The organism is Arthrobacter zhaoguopingii, from assembly GCF_009828595.1.
In the GTDB taxonomy this organism is placed as follows: Bacteria; Actinomycetota; Actinomycetes; order Actinomycetales; family Micrococcaceae; genus Arthrobacter_D; species Arthrobacter_D zhaoguopingii.
In genome coordinates this window covers 447489-465044 of the sequence record NZ_WPNY01000002.1, presented here as the reverse complement: position 1 = coordinate 465044, position 17556 = coordinate 447489, and the positions used below count along the sequence as shown (strand labels likewise).

The following is a 17556-nucleotide window of genomic DNA, read 5'->3' as shown; positions in this document are numbered from 1 at the left end:
TAGCCTTCGAGTTCGCCGGGGGCGTCATCGACATCGAGCAAGGTCAGCACCGGGACGGTGACGTGCACCTGGGCCTGGATCCCGTTCCACCCGTGGGGCTCAACCGGCCGGCCCGGAACCCTACCCGTACCGTCCGCATCTGCGCTGCCCGCGCCCGCCCGGGCCGCATCTGCACTGCCCGCTCCGGCGGCACCCGCGGGAAGGGATGCGGTGTTTGCGGGGCCGGGGCAGGTGTGGGTGAGCAGGTCGGTGAGGACGTCGGTGCGCAGCTGGGTGAGGGTCCGGGTTTCCTCGGGGCACTGCAGCGCCCGGGAGAGCCGGGTCAGGCGCCCGTCGATGGCCACTGCCTTTTCCGCCGGTAGGTACACGTTCAGCCAGGCCATCCCGTCGTCGTCGGGGTGGAACTCCACCCGACGGTTCGTCTGCGCCGACTGGGTCCGCTTGCTGATGGCCTCCGGATGCATCTCCGCACGCAGCCGGCGGGCCCGATACGCCAGCCGCGCGGCCGTCGTATCCTTCGCGACGGGGAGAAGTTTCTGCTCGAAGTAGGGCAGGGCGAAGTCCGGGATCCCGGCGCACTCATCGACCAGGGTGAGCGCGTGCCGCCAGCAGATGGCCCCGGTTTCCAGGGCCTCGAGGGTCGCAGGGAGATGTCCGGTGAGCACGAAGGCGTGCTGGATCAGGGACCCGGCGGTGCGCTCGGGGATCCGCAGGGCGCAGGCGACCTCCGAGGCGGCCAGGGTATCGGCCAGGGAGCCGGCCTGCATGCCGCGTTCCTGGAGGTGTTCTTCGGTGAGGATCCGGACCCGCTCGGTGAACCTCACGGTCTGGGCATCGGCCCAGTTCTTCAGCCGCGCCATGGCCTGCAGCCCGCCGATCGCCTCATCGAGCCCGGCGGTGTCCGGGGCGCCGCCGGTGAGGAACCCGGCACCGAGGATCTCCGCGGCCGCCTCAAGCCACCCGGGGTCCTGCGCTGGGGGATCCACCCCCGAATCGAGGGAGCCTGCCCTTTCCATAACCCAAGAATGTCATCCCCCACCGACATTCTTCGCCCAACAACCAGAAGGAGGACGAGCCGGAAACTAGCCGGAAAATAGAGGGAGCGGTGCGCCCTTCACACCGGCTTCCACCGCGAAAAGCGCACCCGCTGCCGGCTCGGCGCCAGGCTCGAGGTTCTGGCGCGATGTCGTGATGTAGAGGGTGCCGAGGTCGTCCCCGCCGAACGCGCACGACGTCACCTGGGAGGCGCCAACCTCGACCGTCCCGCGAAGGACGCCGTCGGAGTCGTAGTGCGCTACGGCCGAGCCGCCGTAGAGGGCAACCCACAGCCCGCCGTCCTCGTCGATGGCCATGCCGTCGGGGGAGCCCAGCTCCGGGTCTACTTCGGCGAAGGTGCGCCGGCCGCTGATCCGGCCCGTAGGTAGGTCGTAATCCAGCGCGTCAATGCGCTGGGTTGGGGTGTCCGAATAGAACGCGGTGTCGCCCGCCGGATTCCAATGCAGTCCATTTGAGGTGGTCACCCCGCGCAGCACCGTCGAGATGGAGTGGTCCGAGTCAAGACTGAACAAGGTGCCGGCCCCAAAGTCGCCCTCCCACGCCATCGAGCCGCAGAGGAAGCGCCCGCGGGGGTCGCAACCGCCTTCGTTCATCCGGATTGCCGGGTCGTCAAAGGCCACCGGGCCCGGGGTGACCCTGAAGTCCGCATCGGCGAAGGCGAACCCCTTTTCCACGCCGATGACGTATCCGCCGGACTCGCGCCCACGGATCACCGCCGCCACCTTTGCATCGACCGAGTGGCGCGCCAGGGAGCCGTCGGCGCTCCGCACGAGCACGTCGCCTTCCAACATGTCGACAAACAACAGCGACCGGCTTCGGGCGTCCCAATACGCCCCCTCGCCGTGGTAAGTGCAGGGGTCAGTGAGCTGTTCGGCTTTCATCGCCACCCGTCATCCTCAGCCGTCAGCCGGCAGGTCGAGTTGGTCGGAAATGCTAATGCACTTCCGCGTCTGGTCAATTTTGGACACGGGGTCGCCTAGTTGCACCAGGACTGTGCTTGAAGCGACCTCCTCGGGGTCGAAAAGCACCTCGACGGCCGGTTCGCGCCCGTAGGTGGTGGCGGTCCAGGCCGTCTCGCCCTCACTGAGCACCCAGTCGATGTCGTTGACTGAGACGCAGGCATCGGTGGTGGGTCCGGGCACTTCGACGCCGCAGCGCAGCACCACCTTTGATGGGTTGCCCCAGGCGGAGGTTGCCTGGCTGTTCGTTTCCCGCTGCGAGTGCTCGGCCACGTCCGGCGGCAGGGCGACCATCACCTCGGCACACGCAGGGTTCTGGGCGTCCGCGGCGGGATCGACATCGACAACGGGTGCGCAGGCGGCCGTTCCCACGAGCACCGCCGCAAGCGGCACCGCACTGCGCAGGAACCGAGTAAGAGAAGGCATGCTTCAACCCTAATAGCTCCTTCACCGACACGCGGCACGGCGGCCCCGGCCCGCGCCTGCCGGGCAGTAGGCTTCGTTCAGGGACGGACGGCGCCACCGGTTCCGGCACGGCAACGGCGGGCCCGTCCAAGCGATCAGGGAAGTCAGATGGTCTCACAATCAGTTATGCGTCGTTCAGCGACAGCAGCCCTCACACTCGGACTGCTGGCAATGGCGGGGGTCAACCCCGTCCTGGCAACCTCCCAGCAGCAGCCCCCGCCCAACGGCCAGTTTCACGAACCCGCTCCGCCGGTTCCCGCACCGGACCCGTCACCAAAGATCGACCCGGCCACCGGGTTCGCCATCGACAGCTATACGGGCTACCTGATCCATCCGCCGACCGGATACCTGATTGAGCCGACCACCGGATACCTGCTGCTTCCGGGGTCGCTGATCTACACGAACCTGCTGTATAACAAGACCACCGGCGAGGTGACCGAGGTCGATCATCAAGCCCCCGCCTCGCCGGAACCCACGCCGACGCCGAAGCCGTCAGCGACGCCGACGCCGACCGCGTCCGAAACACCCGCCCCGGCCACGCCTTCTGCTCCCGCCCCAACGGTTGAGGCGCCTGTGCCGTCGACCTCCCCGACACCGACCGAAACACCGACGAGCAGGCCGACCCCGTCGGCATCACCCGAAGCCGTGGAGGCGGAACTCGCCTCTTCGCGGGCACCCCTGGTGTGGGCGGTCGGAGCGCTGGTGCTGCTCGCGGCGATCGCAACGATCGTCGTCGGAGTGCGGCGGCGCCGGGCCGGGTCCTGAGGCCGGAGTTCGGGCGGGCGACCCCTCGACGCTGCCCCTTAAGTCACCCTGTTCGCATCCCTGCCGGTAGCATGAGGGCTGGCCTTGAGGGTGAGGGGATGTGCGGTGTCCGGGTACGATTTTGAGCACGAATCTGTCGTTTCGAGAGCGCGGCCAAAGAAGAAGCACCCGGTCCGCCTCACCCTGCTGCTTCTGGCGGGGCTGGTTGTAGTCGCTGCGGTTGTCGCCGGCGGCTACCTCTTCAACCTCGCGAACACGTTCAACTCGAAGAGCGACACCATTGACTCTGTGTTCCCCACAGGTGAGCGGCCCTCGCTTGAGCCGACGGCGGAGGGCTCCCTCAATATCCTTCTCCTCGGGAGCGATTCGCGTGCCGCAGGTGTGGCTCCGGACCAAACAGGCTCCGATGGACGCTCCGACACGATGATGCTGATGCACATTCCCGCCGATCGGAATGACATCTTCGTCATGTCGATCCTTCGCGATACCTGGACGGAGATTCCGGGGCACGGCGAAAATAAAATCAATTCGGCGATTGCACTCGGGGGAATGCCCCTGGTGGTTGAGACTGTGGAGACTCTTCTCGATGCTCCCGTCGACCACGTTGCAATCATCGACTTCGAAGGATTCAAGGGCTTGACCGATGCGCTGGGCGGCGTTGAGGTCAACAACCCCGTAGCCTTCCAATCCAGCGGTGCCGACGGCGAGTTCTTCGCACAGGGGCCGGTCACGCTCCAGGGTGAGTCTGCCCTGAAATTCGTCCGCGAACGGTATGCCTTCTCCGATGGGGACTACCAACGCGTCAGGAATCAGCAGGCGTTTGTGAAGGCAGTGCTCGGTGAAGTCCTCAGCGCCGACACATTGACCGATCCCGGAAAAGTCGCGAACGTCGTATCCAAAATCTCCCCGTACGTCAGCGTTGACGAAGACCTCGATGCGGCGGCCATTGGTGGCCTAGCCGTGTCGCTCCGCAACGTCCGGTCAGGAGACGTGAAGTTCTCGACCCTCCCGACCCTGGGCACTGGGACCTCGGCCGACGGGCAGTCGATCGTGGTTAAGGATGAAGCCGGGATCGCCCAGGTGGCTGAAGCGCTAAGCAACGATTCGCTGGGGTCGCTCCCGCTCTTCTCCGGATCGCCGTAGCGGAGCTCTCTGAACCGGCTTCCGGTATCAAGAACCTCCTCCGGCGCACCCGTCAGCTAGTACCCATTCACGGAATCGTCACCATCACCCCTTACGGTGGAACAGTGCCACTTACAGTCGGAGAGTTGAGCGAGTCCGCCCTGCTTGAACGCATCTTCCCGCGCCTCGCGCAGGCGGAAACAGCAGTGGTGGGCCCCGGCGACGACGCAGCCGTACTCGCCGCTCCCGACGGGCGCACCGTGATTTCCATCGACACCCTGGTCCAGGACAAGGATTTCCGCCTGCTGCGCGAGAACGGCTTCGCGACGACCGGGTACGACGTCGGCTGGAAGTGTGCCGCCCAAAACCTCAGCGACATCAACGCCATGGGCGCCCGGGCCACGTCTATGGTGGTCAGCCTTACCCTGCCCGGTGACGTTCCCGTGGAGTGGGTCGAGGCCCTCGCCGACGGCCTGACCGACGCGATCGAGCAGCTGGGGGCCACCGGCTGCGGCGTCATCGGTGGCGATCTGGGCGGCGGCACCGAAATCGTGGTGACAGCCGCGGTGACTGGCACGCTTGAGGGGCGCGCCCCGGTCCTGCGCTCAGGCGCCCAACCCGGCGACGTCGTCGCGCTCGCGGGGACCGCAGGCCGGGCTGCCGCCGGCCTCGCCCTGCTCGAGTCGGGAACCGCCCTTGAAGACCTCGGCGAGGAGGAGCTGGGCCTCATCGCCACCCAGTGCCGCCCCGAGCCGCCCCTTGAGGCCGGGCCGGAAGCCGCGCGGACCGGTGCCCGTGCCATGCTCGACATTTCCGACGGTCTCATCCGCGACGCCGGCCGGATCGCCAGGGCCAGTTCGGTCGCCATCGACTTCGACCCGGAGGTGCTGCGCGGGCTCGCTGAACCCCTCCGGACGGCGGGGTGCCTGCTCGGAAAAAATCCCCTGGAGTGGGTACTCGGCGGAGGCGAGGATCACGGTCTACTGGCGGTCTTCGGCCCGGAAATTACGCTTCCTTCCCGTTTTACTGCGGTAGGCTCGATATCGGCAGGGACGCCCCGTGTGACGGTTGGGTTGCAGGCTCCGGCTTCGATCGGATGGGATCACTTTGCACACTAAGATCACCGCGAACGCGACAGCGATGAAGCGATGGTTGAGCAACGCCGAAGAGTCCCTCGGCAATCACAGCGACCGCCTCAACGCCATCAACATTTTCCCGGTCGCAGACGGCGACACCGGCACCAACCTGTACCTCACCGTGTGCGCTGCCGCCCGGGCGGTGCACGACGCCGAAACCACCGACCTCGGTGAGCTGCTGGCCATCGCAGGCCGGGCCGCCATGGAGGACGCCCGCGGCAACTCCGGCACCCTCATCGCCGTCTTCCTGAGTGCCGTCGCTGAGCCGCTGAAGGGAACCACCCGGCTCACCTCCCGCCTCCTCGCCGCCGCAATGCACCGGGCGCAGATCCGCAGCTGGTCCGCCCTGAGCGACCCCGTGCCCGGCACGATGCTCTCCGTGCTTGAGGCCGCAGCCCACGGAGCGGCCAAGACGGCAGGCGAGCATGAGACCGACGAGAGCAACCATGCGCTCGCCCTGACCCTGCAGGCCGCCGTCGAGTGCGCACTCGCAGCTGTGGTCGATACCGAAAGCCAGCTTGGGGCCCTCACCGAGGCGCGTGTGGTCGACGCCGGAGGCGTTGGCTTCCTGCTCATCCTCGACGCCCTGCGCGCCGCGTCCCTGGGCGAGGAACTGCAGGACGAACTGCTCGACGGACTCCACGGCTACGACATCCAAGCACCCCACATCCACGGCGGAGCCGACACCGACGGGGTGGAGATCATGTTCACGATGAACCTCAGCCCGCTCGACGCCGCCACGCTCCGGCTGCACCTTGACGAGCTGGGCGATTCCGTCATCATGAGCGCCGTCACCGAGGTCGAGGAGGGCTACCGCTGGCGCGTCCACGTGCATGTCGTCGATCCCGAGCCCGCCCTCAAGCTAATCCACGAGGCCGGAAACCCCGACAACATCTCGCTCACCCAGCTCTCCTCGTCGGACGACGACGCCGCCGGAGAGCCGGTCCTTGAGGGCCATGGACAGTAGGTTGCAGGCGGAATTCGATGTTCCGCTGGATCGTCGCCTTGGGTCGCTGGCCAAGCTGCTGGCGAAACACCTCAATCTCTTCACTGTGGGCCAGCTGCTCAACCACTTCCCGCGCAATTACCTCAAGCGCGGCGAACTCACCCCCATTGCCGACGTGCCCGTCGACGTGGAAGTCACCCTCATCGCGCGGGTCCAGTCGGCAAACTCGCGGAGGATGCACACCCGCAAGGGGATGCTGCTCGAGGTCGTCATCACGGACGACGCCGACGGCCGCCTCGGTGGCATGAATCTCACCTACTTCAATGGGTACAAGGCCGAGAAGGACCTGCGTCCGGGCGTCCGCGCCATGTTCTCGGGCAAGGTGACGGTGTACCGCAGCAAGCTTTCCCTCACCAATCCCAGCTACGTCCTGCTTGAGGACGACGACGACCCGGACTACATCAACCAACCGATTCCCGTCTATCCCGCCGCCGAGAAGGTCAGCAGCGAACGGATCGCGCTCGCGGTGGGCACCATCCTTGACACCTTTGACAGGGAACAGCTCAACGATCCGGTGCCCGAGGCCGTCGCCCGCAGGGAAAAGCTGATGACCCTGCCCCAGGCGTACGAGCTGATCCACCGGCCCACCGTCATCGAGGAGGCCTACCGCGCCCAGCACCGCTTCCGCTACCAGGAGGCGTTCGTGCTCCAGTCGGCCCTCGTGCGCCGCAGGGCCCTCACCGCCCGGGAGGAGGCCACCAGCAGGCCGCCGCAGGCGGGCGGCCTGCTGGATCAGTTCGATGCCCGGCTTCCGTTCACCCTCACCCGGGGACAGCAGGAGGTAGGGGACACCCTCGCCGCGGAAGTGGCCCGGGACCATCCGATGAACCGGCTCCTCCAGGGCGAGGTCGGATCCGGGAAGACCCTCGTGGCGCTGCGGGCCATGCTCCAGGTCATCGACGCCGGGGGCCAGGCGGCGCTCCTGGCGCCCACCGAGGTCCTTGCCGCGCAGCACTACCAGTCGATCACCCGGACGCTTGGGCCCCTGGCCGAGGGCGGGATGCTCGGCGGCGCCGCGGACGGCACCCGGGTGGTGCTCCTGACCGGGTCCCTGCCCACCGCTCAGCGGCGTCGTGCGATGCTCGAGGCCGCCTCGGGGGAGGCGGGCATCATCATCGGGACCCACGCGCTCCTGTCAGAGAACGTGCAGTTCTTTGACCTTGGCCTGATCGTCGTCGATGAGCAGCACCGCTTCGGCGTCGAGCAGCGCGATTCCCTACGCTCCAAGGCCTCCGCCTCACCCCACGTCCTCGTCATGACAGCCACCCCGATTCCCCGCACCGTTGCCATGACCGTCTTCGGGGACCTTGAGGTGTCGACCCTCTCCGAGCTGCCCGCAGGCAGGTCTCCCATCACCACCCACGAGGTGGGCCTGGCAGAGCACCCTGCGTGGATCGACCGGATCTGGTCGCGAGCCCGTGAGGAGATCGACGCCGGGAGGCAGGTCTACGTCGTGTGCTCGAAGATCGGGGACTCCGCGGGCCAGGAGGACGACCCCACGGCGCTGGAGCTGTATCAGCCGGCAGGAGCGGCGGCTCCGGCGTCGGACCTCACCAGCGTCACCGAACTCTTCGAGTCCCTTCAGGAGGCACCCCAGCTGCGCGGGGTCTCGATCGGGATGCTCCACGGGCGCATGGACCCGGCCGACAAGGCCGACGTCATGGCGCGCTTCAACGACGGCGCCCTGCAGCTGCTGGTCGCCACCACTGTTATCGAGGTGGGCGTCGACGTGCCGAACGCGACGCTCATGGTCATCATGGACGCCGACCGCTTCGGCATCTCCCAGCTTCACCAGCTGCGCGGACGGGTGGGCCGAGGCGGCCACGCGGGAACCTGCCTGCTGGTCACCAGGCTCGAGCCGGACCACCCAAGCAGGGAGCGCCTGGCCGCCGTCGCGTCGACGACGGACGGGTTCGAGCTCTCGCAGAAGGACCTCGAGCTCAGGCGCGAGGGCAATATCCTCGGCGCCTCCCAGTCCGGCGGCCACTCGGCGCTGCGGTTCCTCAAGGTGATCCAGCATGCTGCCCTGATCGAAAAGGCACGCGCGGACGCGCAGGACGTCGTGCTGGCCGATCCGGACCTGACCGAGTACCCCGGGCTCGCCCTCGCCATCGAGCTGTACCTCAACCCCGAAAAGGAAGCCTTCCTGGAACGCGGTTAGAGTGAAAGCATGACGCGCATCATCGCCGGAGCCGCCGGCGGCTCAACCCTCACCAGCGTGCCGGGGACCGGGACCCGACCCACCACGGACCGGGTCAAGGAAGCCCTGTTTTCGCGGCTTGAGGCGTATAACGCCATCCACGGCGCCCACGTGCTCGACCTCTTCGCGGGTTCGGGGTCCCTCGGTGTCGAGAGCGCCAGCAGGGGAGCGGCCACCGTGGACCTTGTGGAGTCAGCGGAGAAGCCCGCCGCGGTGGCGCAGAGGAATGCGGATCTGGTCAACCGTGTGCTGGGGTGGACGGCCGCCCGGGTGCACCGGACGAAGGTGGAAACCTACCTCGACCGGGCCGCGGAGGACCTCAGCTGGGACCTGGTGTTCCTCGATCCGCCGTATCCGCTCCAGGACGCTCCGCTGGGGGCCATCCTCACCTCGCTCGTGCCGCACCTCTCGCAGGGCGCCGTCGTCGTGCTGGAACGCTCCGCGCGCTCCCCGGAACCGCACTGGCCTGAGGGCCTTGAGCGGTTCGCGGAGAAAAAGTACGGGGAGACGCGCCTGTGGTTCGCGGAACCCGCCTAAGTTAGAAGCGCTCCCGGCAGCACCGTCCGGTGCTGCAGGAAGCGCTTCCGTATTTCGACGCCGGCGCGCCTACGGCGTCCGGCGGTCCTCCGTCATCCGGCGGGTGCGAAGGAGCGCGGTTCCTCCGGCTGCCAGGCCGAGCAGGCCGGCGCCCAGGCCGACCCAGCCTGCGGCCGAGCCCGCCGAGGACCCTGCCGGTTCGGCCGCTGCCGCAGGTTCGAGCTCATCGTCCCCCGAGGCGCCGCCGGCTCCGGCCGAGTGCGCAGCCCCGTGCCCGGAGCCTTCCTCGGCGGCCGTCGTGGTGAAGGCGGGGGCGGGGCTTTCGGGCTCCTCCTCGCCTTCTGCGGCCGGCTCGTCCCAGGCCCGGGTTGAGCCGTCTGTGTAGTGCTGCGTCGCGGGAAGGTTCACCACTGTCCCCGCCGCCGGAAGCTGCCCCACGGAGATGGAGAAGGTCTGGTATTCGTTCTGGGAGATCTCCGCCCCCTCCTCCGCAGTCCAGACGACGGAGAGCGGTGCCTCGGTGAGGGTGACGCCGTCCTCGGCCGTGACCGGCTCGGGAAGCTCACCCCGCATCACCTCGGCCGTCCAGCCCTCGAGCGGCTTGACCCGGACCGCCGTGAACGGGGTCTCGGCGGGAAGGGCTACCTCGACCTTGTTGGTCCCGGCGGTTTCGGACTCGTTGGGAACGCTGAAGGTCAGCTGGGAGTATCCGCCTTCAGTGGTGTTGGTTGGCGCCACCGTCACGTGGGCCAGTGCCGCCCCTGCACCTAGGGCCATCAGGCCGACGGTGGCCGTACCGGTGCAGAGGGCGCGCGTGAGGAAGGTAGAAGTTGTCATGATGTGCCTTTCGGGAGCCGGATCTCTGTCCGGCGGGGATGGAGGACGCTCGGGGCGCCGCAGCTCCAACCGCTCTTCAGGCAGGCAGGAGGGGCAGCGCGGACTCCGCCGGCGGCCCTCGCAGCGGCGGCACCGACGCGTCGCGCCGGCGCAGGCGCGGCGCCGGCTGCGCGGCGACACTCCCGCGGGCGTGCGGGGGAACGACCGAGGCCGCCTCGAGCGTGCCGGTCAGCGGGCGCAGCCATGCGGCCAGTAGTTCGAGCGCCGCCTCGCCCTTTGAGATGAGGAGGGCGAGGAGCGCCGCCGCGCAGGCGTGTGCCACCAGCATCGCCGTGCCACCGGGCTCCACCGACTCCGCAAGCTGCCCGGTCAGCGGCTGGCAACCCACCGCTGCCGGTGCGTGGTGCTGCACCGGTGATGCGCCCGCGCAGGCCTGGCCGCCCGTCAGTGCGGTGAGAGCGGTGTGGAGTGCCAGTTCCCCGGAGAGCAGGACTGCGGCCAGCGCGGGGAAGGACAGGGCACGTCTGGAGACGGCCGTGACTGCCGCCAGGACAAGGGCGGCGAGCAGGAGCAGGATCGCAGGGCCGGGAAGGGTGCCTCCGCCGATCAGGTGGGAGCACGTGCTCAACAACAGGATCAGGGCAGCGACCACGGAGGAGCGGACGAAGCGGGACCCGGCCGGTGCGCTCACTCTGCCTCCTGGTCTGCTCGCCGCTTCTTATCCGCACCTAACCCGTGTGTTCGTTCCTGACTGGGCAGGGCCGGGGCGGAGACGAACGGACATTCCGCCCTTTCATCGTAAGGGCGTGCTCCCGGTTACTTCGCCGGGTCGACCTGTATTCGCCGTCACTCGGCCAAAGGATGGGACTCGAGGGGAAACCGTGAGTAAGTCAGCCGGAATGGGGGCAGGAGACGGGCTGGTGGGGCCGGGGAGAACGGGGGTGGGCCGGCCGGGCGGGGGCCTCGGAATTACCGCGCGCATCGGACCTAAGGCAACTCCGGCGTGGGAGACGGTACGGGATGCGGCGGAATGCGGCGTGGAGACGAGGGAGCGCCTGTGAGAGGCGGCGTCGACGGCGGTGGGGAATGGCCGGGACGTTGGGGGGGCGGGGGAGGGACATTCGGGCCGCTGCTTGACCCTGATGCCGATCACCTTGTGTGCCGGGAACTGCTGCTACGCGCCGGCTGCCTGGTCCTTCGCGGCTGACGCCGTTCGAGCACCTGTTTCGTCCCGGCGGTCGAGCTCTTCGGTCAGCTCGGCAAGGCGTGCCTGCGATTCAGGGTCGGGGAGGCCGAACTCGATGTACTCGGAGTCAATGGCCCGGTGGACCCTGCTGTTGAGGACTGCTACTTCACTGCCGTCAAGGACGGTGAGGTCTTCCGGGAAGTTTTCCTCGGGAGCCATCCGGCTTGACTCATTCGCGCTTGCTTCATTCATATAGGTAATTTCCTTCACTCGGGCTTTCGGGTGTGAGCCCGGGGCACCGATTGACGATCCATCACGACCGCATTCTCCCTTGGGAGGCCAGCCTTGGATGGCAGCGGATCGCCCGCTTGCTCCATCAAACCATCTTGGGACATTTCTCGCCATCGACAGGTGGTGCCCCGGGTGGAGCACACATTGAACCGATGGCGGCCCGGCGTTGCTACCCCCTTTGGGCGGATCCGCCGTGCCGCGGCCGGGCGGGACCGCGCTTCAGCCACCAGTCCCCGAAGCGAAGGCGTCGAGGTCCGGACCGGCCAGCACGGCGGCCGGGTGGGGGCCTGCGGCGAGCAGGCGGCCGGTCCAATCCGCGGGCCACGGCTCTCGAAGCGCGGCGATGACGATATTGCCCGGATAGCGGCCGGTGAACATCGCCGTTTCGCCCAGCGCGGCGATGCCCTGCGCCTCTTGTGCCAGGGTGCGGACCTGCCTCCGGGCGAAGGCGAGCGGCGGATCATCGCCCACATTGACCAGGACGACGCCGCCGGGTGCCGCAAGCTCAAGGAGCCGCCGGTAGAACGGTGCCTCGGTGAGGTGGGCAGGGGCGTCCGCTCCGGCGAAGACGTCAAGAACGATGGCATCGAAACCCGCCGTGGGCAGCCCGTCGAGCGCCGCCGCCGCGTCGTCGAGAACAAAACGGCACTTCGTCCCCGCGGGCAGGGGAAGGTGCTCAAGGACGAAGTCGAGGAGTTCACGCTCAAGCTCCACCGCGGTCTGCGCGGAGCCGGGCCGGGTCGCCTGAACGTACCGCACGAGGGTCAGTGCGCCGGCCCCGAGGTGGAGCACCCGGAGGGGTTCCCCGGGCGGGCGGACGACATCGATCACATTGGCGATCCGGCGGAGGTATTCATAGAACACCTGGCCGGGCTCGGCGAGGTTGACGTGGGACTGCTGTGCTCCGCCGATGCTGAGGATGTAGGCGCCGTCGAGGAAGGCATCCTCGTCGATCTCCGCGTGGGCACCCACCCCGCGCAGCCAGCGGGTGGGCACCGAGCCGTCAGCGGTCACAGCTTCCCCGGCAGAGAGGCCAGGCGCCCGGCGGCATCCTCGAGGATCTCCGACTTCTTGCAGAAGGCAAAGCGGAGCAGGGACCGCGTGCGCTCGGCTCCCTCCGGGTGGCAGAAGACCGGCACGGGAATCGCAGCGACACCCACCAGCGCCGGCAGCCGGCGGGCCAGGTCGATCGCGTCCACCACCCCGAGCGGGGCGCAGTCGGCGAGGACGAAGTAGGTGCCCTGAGAGGCATGGACCCGGAACCCGGCTGCCGCCAGCCCGGAGGACAGCAGGTCCTTCTTCCGCAGCAGGGTCTCGGCGATCCTCGTGAAGTAGGCGTCGGGCAGGCCCAGTCCTCGGGCGACGGCGCCCTGGAACGGCATCCCGGAGCTGTAGGTCAGGAAGGATTTGACGGTGCGCACGCGGGCCACGAGGTCCGCAGGGCCGGTCAGCCAGCCGACCTTCCAGCCGGTGACGGAAAACGTTTTGCCTGCCGAGGAAATGGTCAGGGTCCGCTCGGCGGCCCCGGGCAGGGACGTCACCGGGATATGCGTGCCGCCGAAGGTCAGGTGTTCATACACCTCGTCTGTCACCAGCAGGACGTCGTGGCGCACGGCCAGTTCGACGATCCGGGTGAGCGCCTCCCGGGTGAAGACCGAACCGGTGGGGTTGTGGGGGTTGTTGAGCAGCAGCATTCGAGTCCGGCTGCTCATTGCCGCCTCGAGGGCCTCCAGATCGGGCTGGAAGTCCGGGGCCCGCAGCGGTGCGGTGGTGTGGCGTGCTCCGGAGAGGCCGATGACGGCTCCGTAGGAGTCATAGAACGGTTCAAAGGTCAGGACCTCATCGCCCGGCCCGGCGAAAGCGAGGACGGCGGCCGCGATCGCCTCGGTGGCGCCGGTGGTGACAAGGACGCCCGTCTCGGGATCGGGGGTCAGCCCATAGAACCGCTCCTGGTGGGACGCGACCGCTGCGCGCAGTTCGGGCACGCCGCGCCCCGGAGCGTACTGATTGGCCCCGGCGGCGATCGCCGCGCGGGCCGCCTCAAGGATTTCGGGCGGGCCGTCCTCGTCGGGGAAACCCTGACCGAGGTTGATCGCCCCGTGAGCGGCGGCCAGGGCGGTGATCTCCTCGAAGATCGTGACGCCCAGCGCGCCGTCCGGGCCCAGCAGGTTGGCGCCGAGGGCCGTCCGCTGCCAGGGTTCTGCCGCCTGTTGCGCGGAGCGGCCGGGGGAGGAAAAGGAGGACGTCATAGGGACAAGTATTACCGCTCCAGCGTGGCGGGAGCCTCTGGCCGGCGGACCGGGTGGGTAGTTTAGGAGTATGCGCCGAGTCGTCTGCCCCGGATCCTTCGACCCCATCCACAACGGTCATGTGGAGGTGATCACGCGTGCCGCCGGTCTTTTTGACGAGGTGGTGGTGGCCGTGTCCACGAACTACTCCAAGAAGTACCGCTTCACGCTCGAGGAGCGGCTGGAGATCACGGGCGAGGCGCTCGCCCACCTGCCGGGGGTCACCGTGGAGTTCATGGGTCACGGCCTGCTGGCGGAGTTCTGCCGCGACCGCGGTGCCGTTGCGATCGTCAAGGGCCTGCGCTCAAGCCACGATCTCGACTACGAGCTGCCCATGGCAACGATGAACCGGAAGCTGACCGGTGTGGAAACCGTCTACCTGCCCGGAGAGAGCAGCTTCCTCCACGTTTCATCAACGTTGCTGAAGGAAGTCGCCTCCCTGGGAGGGGACATTTCCGCGTATGTGCCCGGCACCGTTCTGGACCGCATGGCTCGACCCACCGCCTCCTAGCGGGCAGGCAGAACGGCGCGCACAGAGGAGCACCCGCTTCGGCACCGGCCGCAGGGTGCCTAGAGCGGGTACAGCGTCACCGCCGTCGCCTTGACGGTGAACCACACCTCGGAGCCGGGAACCAGGTCCAGTTCGGCCGCGGCGGAGGTGCTGATTTCCGCGCTGAGGTGCCCCGCCCGCACCGTGACGAACTCCCCGTGCGGCTCCAGGTCCGTCACCGACACCCGAAGGACGTTGCGGGGGCTTCCGGCGGGTGCCGCGGGAAACACCGAGACCGCCCGCGGGCTGAACACCGCGGCGGCGGGAACCCCAGCGGGCAGTGGAGTCTCGGAGACCGCCTCAAGGCGGCGTCCGGCGGCATCGACCAGCCCCGACGGCACGGAGGTGCCCGGAACGAAATTGAGGCCGGCCAGGCCGGCGGCGAAGGAACTCCGGGGCCGCTCCAATACCGACTGGGTGCTGCCGGTCTCGGCGATTCTGCCCTCATCCAGCACCGTGACGTTGTCCGCGAGGATCAGCGCATCGAGAAGATCGTGGGTGACGATCACCGCGTTCCGCCCTGCCAGAACCCGCCGCAGCATCCGCCGCAGGCCGGGAGCGGCGGCGGCGTCGATGGAGGCGAGCGGCTCGTCAAGCAGCAGCAGGGACGGGCGGGCCGCCAGGGCCCGGGCCACGGCTACCCGCTGCGCCTGGCCTCCCGAGAGCTGTCCCGGGCGCTTGTCGGCTAGCTCGGAGGCCTCGACTTCGGCCAGCCACCCCCGTGCCGACGCGCGGGAAGCAACCCTCGATTCCCCGGCGCTCCGCGGCGCGAACGCGACATTGTCGAGCACGCTCAGGTGGGGGAAGAGGAGGGGGTCCTGCGGCAGCAGGCAGACCCCGCGGCGGTGGGGCGGGAGGAAGGAGCGCGGGCCGAACAGGCTCCGCCCGTCGAGCTCCGCACTCCCGGTGTCGGCCCGCAGGAGCCCGGCGGCGAGGGCGAGCAGCGTGGACTTTCCTGCCCCGTTTGGGCCCAGCACGGCGAGCGTTTCGCCGTCGCCCATCGACAGTGCGACGTCGAACCCGCGGGCATGAACCGCGGCCTGCAGGGCGAATCCCATCAGCGCACCGCCGGGGCCGAGGACCGGTGCGCCAGGCCGACGACGAGGACGGCGACGGCCACCAGCACGAGCGAGAGCGCGACGGCGGCGTCGGGGTCGGTCTCCCGCTGGAGGTAGATCTCCAGCGGCAGGGTCCGCGTGACGCCCTGCAGGGAGCCCGCGAAGGTCAGAGTCGCTCCGAATTCCCCAAGTGCCCGGGCAAAGGACAGGACGGCTCCTGAGAGGAGCCCGGGGAGGACGAGGGGAAGAGTGATTCGGCGCAGCACCGTGGTGGGGGAGGCGCCGAGGGTCGCGGCGACCGCCTCATACCGGCCGCCGGCGCTGCGCAGCGCCCCCTCGAGGCTGAGGACGAGGAAGGGCAGCGCGACGAAGGTCTGGGCGAGGACGACGGCGGTGGTCGAGAAGGCGATCTCCACCCCGAGGGCACTGAGCGTGCCGCCCAGCAGGCCCTGCCGTCCGAAGGTGTAAAGCAGGGCGATGCCGCCGACCACCGGAGGCAGGACCAGGGGCAGCAGCACGAGCGCGCGCAGCACCCGCTGGCCGGGAAAGGCGCTGCGGGCCAGGACCAGAGCCATCGGGGTGCCGGCCACGATGCAGAGCGCGGTGGCAGCGGCCGAGGTGGTCAGGCTGAGCTTCAGGGCGGCGACCGAGGACTCGGAGGTGACCAGTTCGGGGAAGCGGGACCAGTCCACCCGTGCGACGACGGCGGCCAGGGGCAGCAGGATGAACAGAGCGCCGAGCGCGGCCACGAGGAAGAGCCAGGGAGGCAGTCCGGAAAAGCCCGCGCGGGGTTTCAGGGTCCGCGCCCGTTCCGGGCCGGTCAGGGGCCGCGTGCCGGTCACGGCCGGTCCGCGGGCGGCTGGAAGCCCGCCTCCTGCAGGAGGGCCTGCCCGGCAGAGCCGGTGGCCGAGTTGATGAACTCCTGGGCGGCCTCCGGCGCATCGGGGGCCACGGCCCCGATCAGGTAGCTGTTGGGCACTTCTGCGGCCTCCGGGATGGGCACCGCCTCGATCTCACCTCCCGCGGCGAGGGCGTCCGTGACGTAGACGAGTCCGGCGTCCGCCTCGCCGGAGATCACCTTGCCGAGCACCTCGGTGACCGAGGATTCCTCGCTCACGGGAGACAGGCGCACGCCGGTGACCTCCTGGATCCGCGCGGCCGCCGCACCGCACGGAACCTGGGGTGCGCAGGCGACCAGCCGGACGCCGGCGAGGTCGGCGAAACCCTTCACACCGGCGGGATTCCCCGGCGGGACGGCGATGGTCAGCCGGTTCCGTGCGAATTCTCCGGGCTCGCCGTCGATCAGCCCGGCCTGGGCGAGCCGCTCCATGGTCGATGCGTCGGCGGAGGCAAAGACATCGGCCGGTGCGCCGGCCTCGATCTGGGTGGCAAGGTCGGAGGAGCCGGCAAAGTTCAGCACAACCTCCGATCCCGGATTCCGGGTCTCGTAGTCCTCGGCCAGCGATTCGAAGACCTCCCGCAGCGAGGCCGCCGCGAAGACCGTGAGGGTGTCCCCGCCCCCGCTCGCCGGGTCCGCGCCGCCCCCGCAGCCGGTCAGGGCCAGGGCACAGGCGAGAACGGCGGCGCCTCCGCGCCTGTGCCGCGGCCGCCTCCGGCCGGCGCGCGTGCCGGCGGCGGGGGAGGGCACGGCCGGGCTCACTGCTGCCGCCCCTGCGGGGTTTCGATGATCACCGTTGTCGCCTTCACCACCGCGACGGCGACGGCGCCGGGTTCGATGCCGAGGTCCCGGGCGGCTTCGGCGCTCATCAGAGACACCACCCGGTGGGGCCCGCACTGCAGCTCGACCTGGGCCATGACCTTATCGGCGGTAACCTTGGTGACCAGACCGACGAACCGGTTCCGGGCCGAGCTCGAGTTCCCGGCGGGATCCTCCGGGGTGACGGCACGCGACTTGGCAAGCCGGGCGAGGTCGACGCCGTCGACCTCAAGGACCCCGCCCGGTGAGCGGCGGCTCGACAGCGTTCCCTCGTCGATCCACCGCCGGACCGTGTCGTCACTGACGGCCAGGTACTGGGCGGCCTCCCGAATCCGTATATGCGGCATGGATACGAGGCTAGACCCTCAGATGCGGAAAAGGAA

Annotated in this window: 19 protein-coding genes; 7 read left to right on the top strand and 12 right to left on the bottom strand. The window is 68.9% G+C overall.

Going from position 1 to position 17556, the window contains the following annotated elements; genetic code table 11:
• The 3 genes from GVV86_RS04635 to GVV86_RS04625 form a co-directional block, all read right to left on the bottom strand.
• Positions 1 to 1016, bottom strand: a 1016-nt coding sequence (locus tag GVV86_RS04635) for a DUF222 domain-containing protein (protein ID WP_159801617.1), incomplete at its 3' end; no start/stop codon positions are given.
• Positions 1017 to 1082: 66 nt separating this feature from the next.
• Positions 1083 to 1937, bottom strand: coding sequence for an SMP-30/gluconolactonase/LRE family protein (locus GVV86_RS04630; protein WP_159801615.1), 855 nt, complete (start codon positions 1935 to 1937; stop codon positions 1083 to 1085).
• 15 nt (positions 1938 to 1952) lie between these two features.
• Positions 1953 to 2441: a DUF3515 domain-containing protein gene (locus tag GVV86_RS04625; RefSeq protein WP_159618308.1), complete on the bottom strand. Its 489-nt coding sequence runs from the start codon at positions 2439 to 2441 to the stop codon at positions 1953 to 1955.
• 147 nt (positions 2442 to 2588) lie between these two features.
• Between GVV86_RS04625 and GVV86_RS04620 the strand changes: the two genes are divergently transcribed.
• From GVV86_RS04620 to rsmD, 6 genes are all read left to right on the top strand, one after another.
• Positions 2589 to 3245, top strand: a complete 657-nt coding sequence (locus GVV86_RS04620; protein ID WP_159801613.1) for a hypothetical protein — start codon at positions 2589 to 2591, stop codon at positions 3243 to 3245.
• Between the two features lie 105 nt (positions 3246 to 3350).
• The gene (locus GVV86_RS04615; RefSeq protein WP_159801611.1) at positions 3351 to 4388 is read left to right on the top strand and encodes an LCP family protein; all 1038 of its coding nucleotides are present in this window, start codon (positions 3351 to 3353) and stop codon (positions 4386 to 4388) included.
• A 125-nt stretch (positions 4389 to 4513) separates the two neighbouring features.
• Positions 4514 to 5485 (top strand): thiamine-phosphate kinase, encoded by a 972-nt coding sequence (locus tag GVV86_RS04610; protein WP_246669972.1) that lies wholly within the window; start codon positions 4514 to 4516, stop codon positions 5483 to 5485.
• A gap of 22 nt (positions 5486 to 5507) precedes the next feature.
• On the top strand, positions 5508 to 6470 hold the full coding sequence (locus GVV86_RS04605) for a DAK2 domain-containing protein (protein WP_159618586.1): 963 nt from the start codon (positions 5508 to 5510) through the stop codon (positions 6468 to 6470).
• Positions 6460 to 8670 carry an ATP-dependent DNA helicase RecG gene (locus tag GVV86_RS04600; RefSeq protein WP_246669873.1) on the top strand — a complete coding sequence of 737 codons (2211 nt, stop codon included), beginning with the start codon at positions 6460 to 6462 and terminating at the stop codon, positions 8668 to 8670. Before GVV86_RS04605 ends, GVV86_RS04600 begins: the two co-directional genes overlap by 11 nt.
• Positions 8671 to 8679: 9 nt before the next feature.
• Positions 8680 to 9246, top strand: a complete 567-nt coding sequence (gene rsmD / locus GVV86_RS04595; RefSeq protein ID WP_159618302.1) for a 16S rRNA (guanine(966)-N(2))-methyltransferase RsmD — start codon at positions 8680 to 8682, stop codon at positions 9244 to 9246.
• A gap of 69 nt (positions 9247 to 9315) precedes the next feature.
• On the opposite strand, the gene GVV86_RS04590 is transcribed toward rsmD, so the two are convergent.
• From GVV86_RS04590 to GVV86_RS04570, 5 genes are all read right to left on the bottom strand, one after another.
• Complete coding sequence (locus tag GVV86_RS04590) at positions 9316 to 10083, bottom strand: YcnI family copper-binding membrane protein (protein WP_159801609.1); 768 nt, start codon at positions 10081 to 10083, stop codon at positions 9316 to 9318.
• A gap of 76 nt (positions 10084 to 10159) precedes the next feature.
• Positions 10160 to 10774, bottom strand: a complete 615-nt coding sequence (locus GVV86_RS04585; RefSeq protein ID WP_159801607.1) for a hypothetical protein — start codon at positions 10772 to 10774, stop codon at positions 10160 to 10162.
• Between the two features lie 483 nt (positions 10775 to 11257).
• A complete protein-coding gene (locus GVV86_RS04580) occupies positions 11258 to 11521 on the bottom strand; it encodes a hypothetical protein (protein WP_159618297.1) in 264 nt (87 codons plus the stop codon).
• A gap of 258 nt (positions 11522 to 11779) precedes the next feature.
• On the bottom strand, positions 11780 to 12574 hold the full coding sequence (locus GVV86_RS04575) for a spermidine synthase (protein ID WP_246669872.1): 795 nt from the start codon (positions 12572 to 12574) through the stop codon (positions 11780 to 11782).
• Positions 12571 to 13809 carry an aminotransferase class I/II-fold pyridoxal phosphate-dependent enzyme gene (locus GVV86_RS04570; protein ID WP_159801605.1) on the bottom strand — a complete coding sequence of 413 codons (1239 nt, stop codon included), beginning with the start codon at positions 13807 to 13809 and terminating at the stop codon, positions 12571 to 12573. The genes GVV86_RS04575 and GVV86_RS04570 overlap by 4 nt, the downstream gene beginning before the upstream one ends.
• 70 nt (positions 13810 to 13879) lie before the next feature.
• On the opposite strand from GVV86_RS04570, the gene coaD reads away from it, so the two are divergent.
• The gene (gene coaD, locus GVV86_RS04565) at positions 13880 to 14359 is read left to right on the top strand and encodes a pantetheine-phosphate adenylyltransferase (protein ID WP_159801603.1); all 480 of its coding nucleotides are present in this window, start codon (positions 13880 to 13882) and stop codon (positions 14357 to 14359) included.
• 59 nt (positions 14360 to 14418) lie between these two features.
• Here coaD and GVV86_RS04560 read toward each other — a convergent pair whose 3' ends face one another.
• From GVV86_RS04560 to GVV86_RS04545, 4 genes are read right to left on the bottom strand one after another with little or no spacing between them, the layout of a single operon-like run.
• Positions 14419 to 15456, bottom strand: coding sequence for a sulfate/molybdate ABC transporter ATP-binding protein (locus GVV86_RS04560; RefSeq protein ID WP_159801601.1), 1038 nt, complete (start codon positions 15454 to 15456; stop codon positions 14419 to 14421).
• Positions 15456 to 16253 (bottom strand): ABC transporter permease, encoded by a 798-nt coding sequence (locus GVV86_RS04555; protein ID WP_159618578.1) that lies wholly within the window; start codon positions 16251 to 16253, stop codon positions 15456 to 15458. Before GVV86_RS04555 ends, GVV86_RS04560 begins: the two co-directional genes overlap by 1 nt.
• Positions 16254 to 16294: 41 nt before the next feature.
• Positions 16295 to 17116, bottom strand: coding sequence for a molybdate ABC transporter substrate-binding protein (gene modA, locus GVV86_RS04550; RefSeq protein ID WP_246669871.1), 822 nt, complete (start codon positions 17114 to 17116; stop codon positions 16295 to 16297).
• Positions 17113 to 17520 (bottom strand): TOBE domain-containing protein, encoded by a 408-nt coding sequence (locus GVV86_RS04545; protein WP_159801599.1) that lies wholly within the window; start codon positions 17518 to 17520, stop codon positions 17113 to 17115. Before GVV86_RS04545 ends, modA begins: the two co-directional genes overlap by 4 nt.
• Positions 17521 to 17556: the final 36 nt, after the last annotated feature.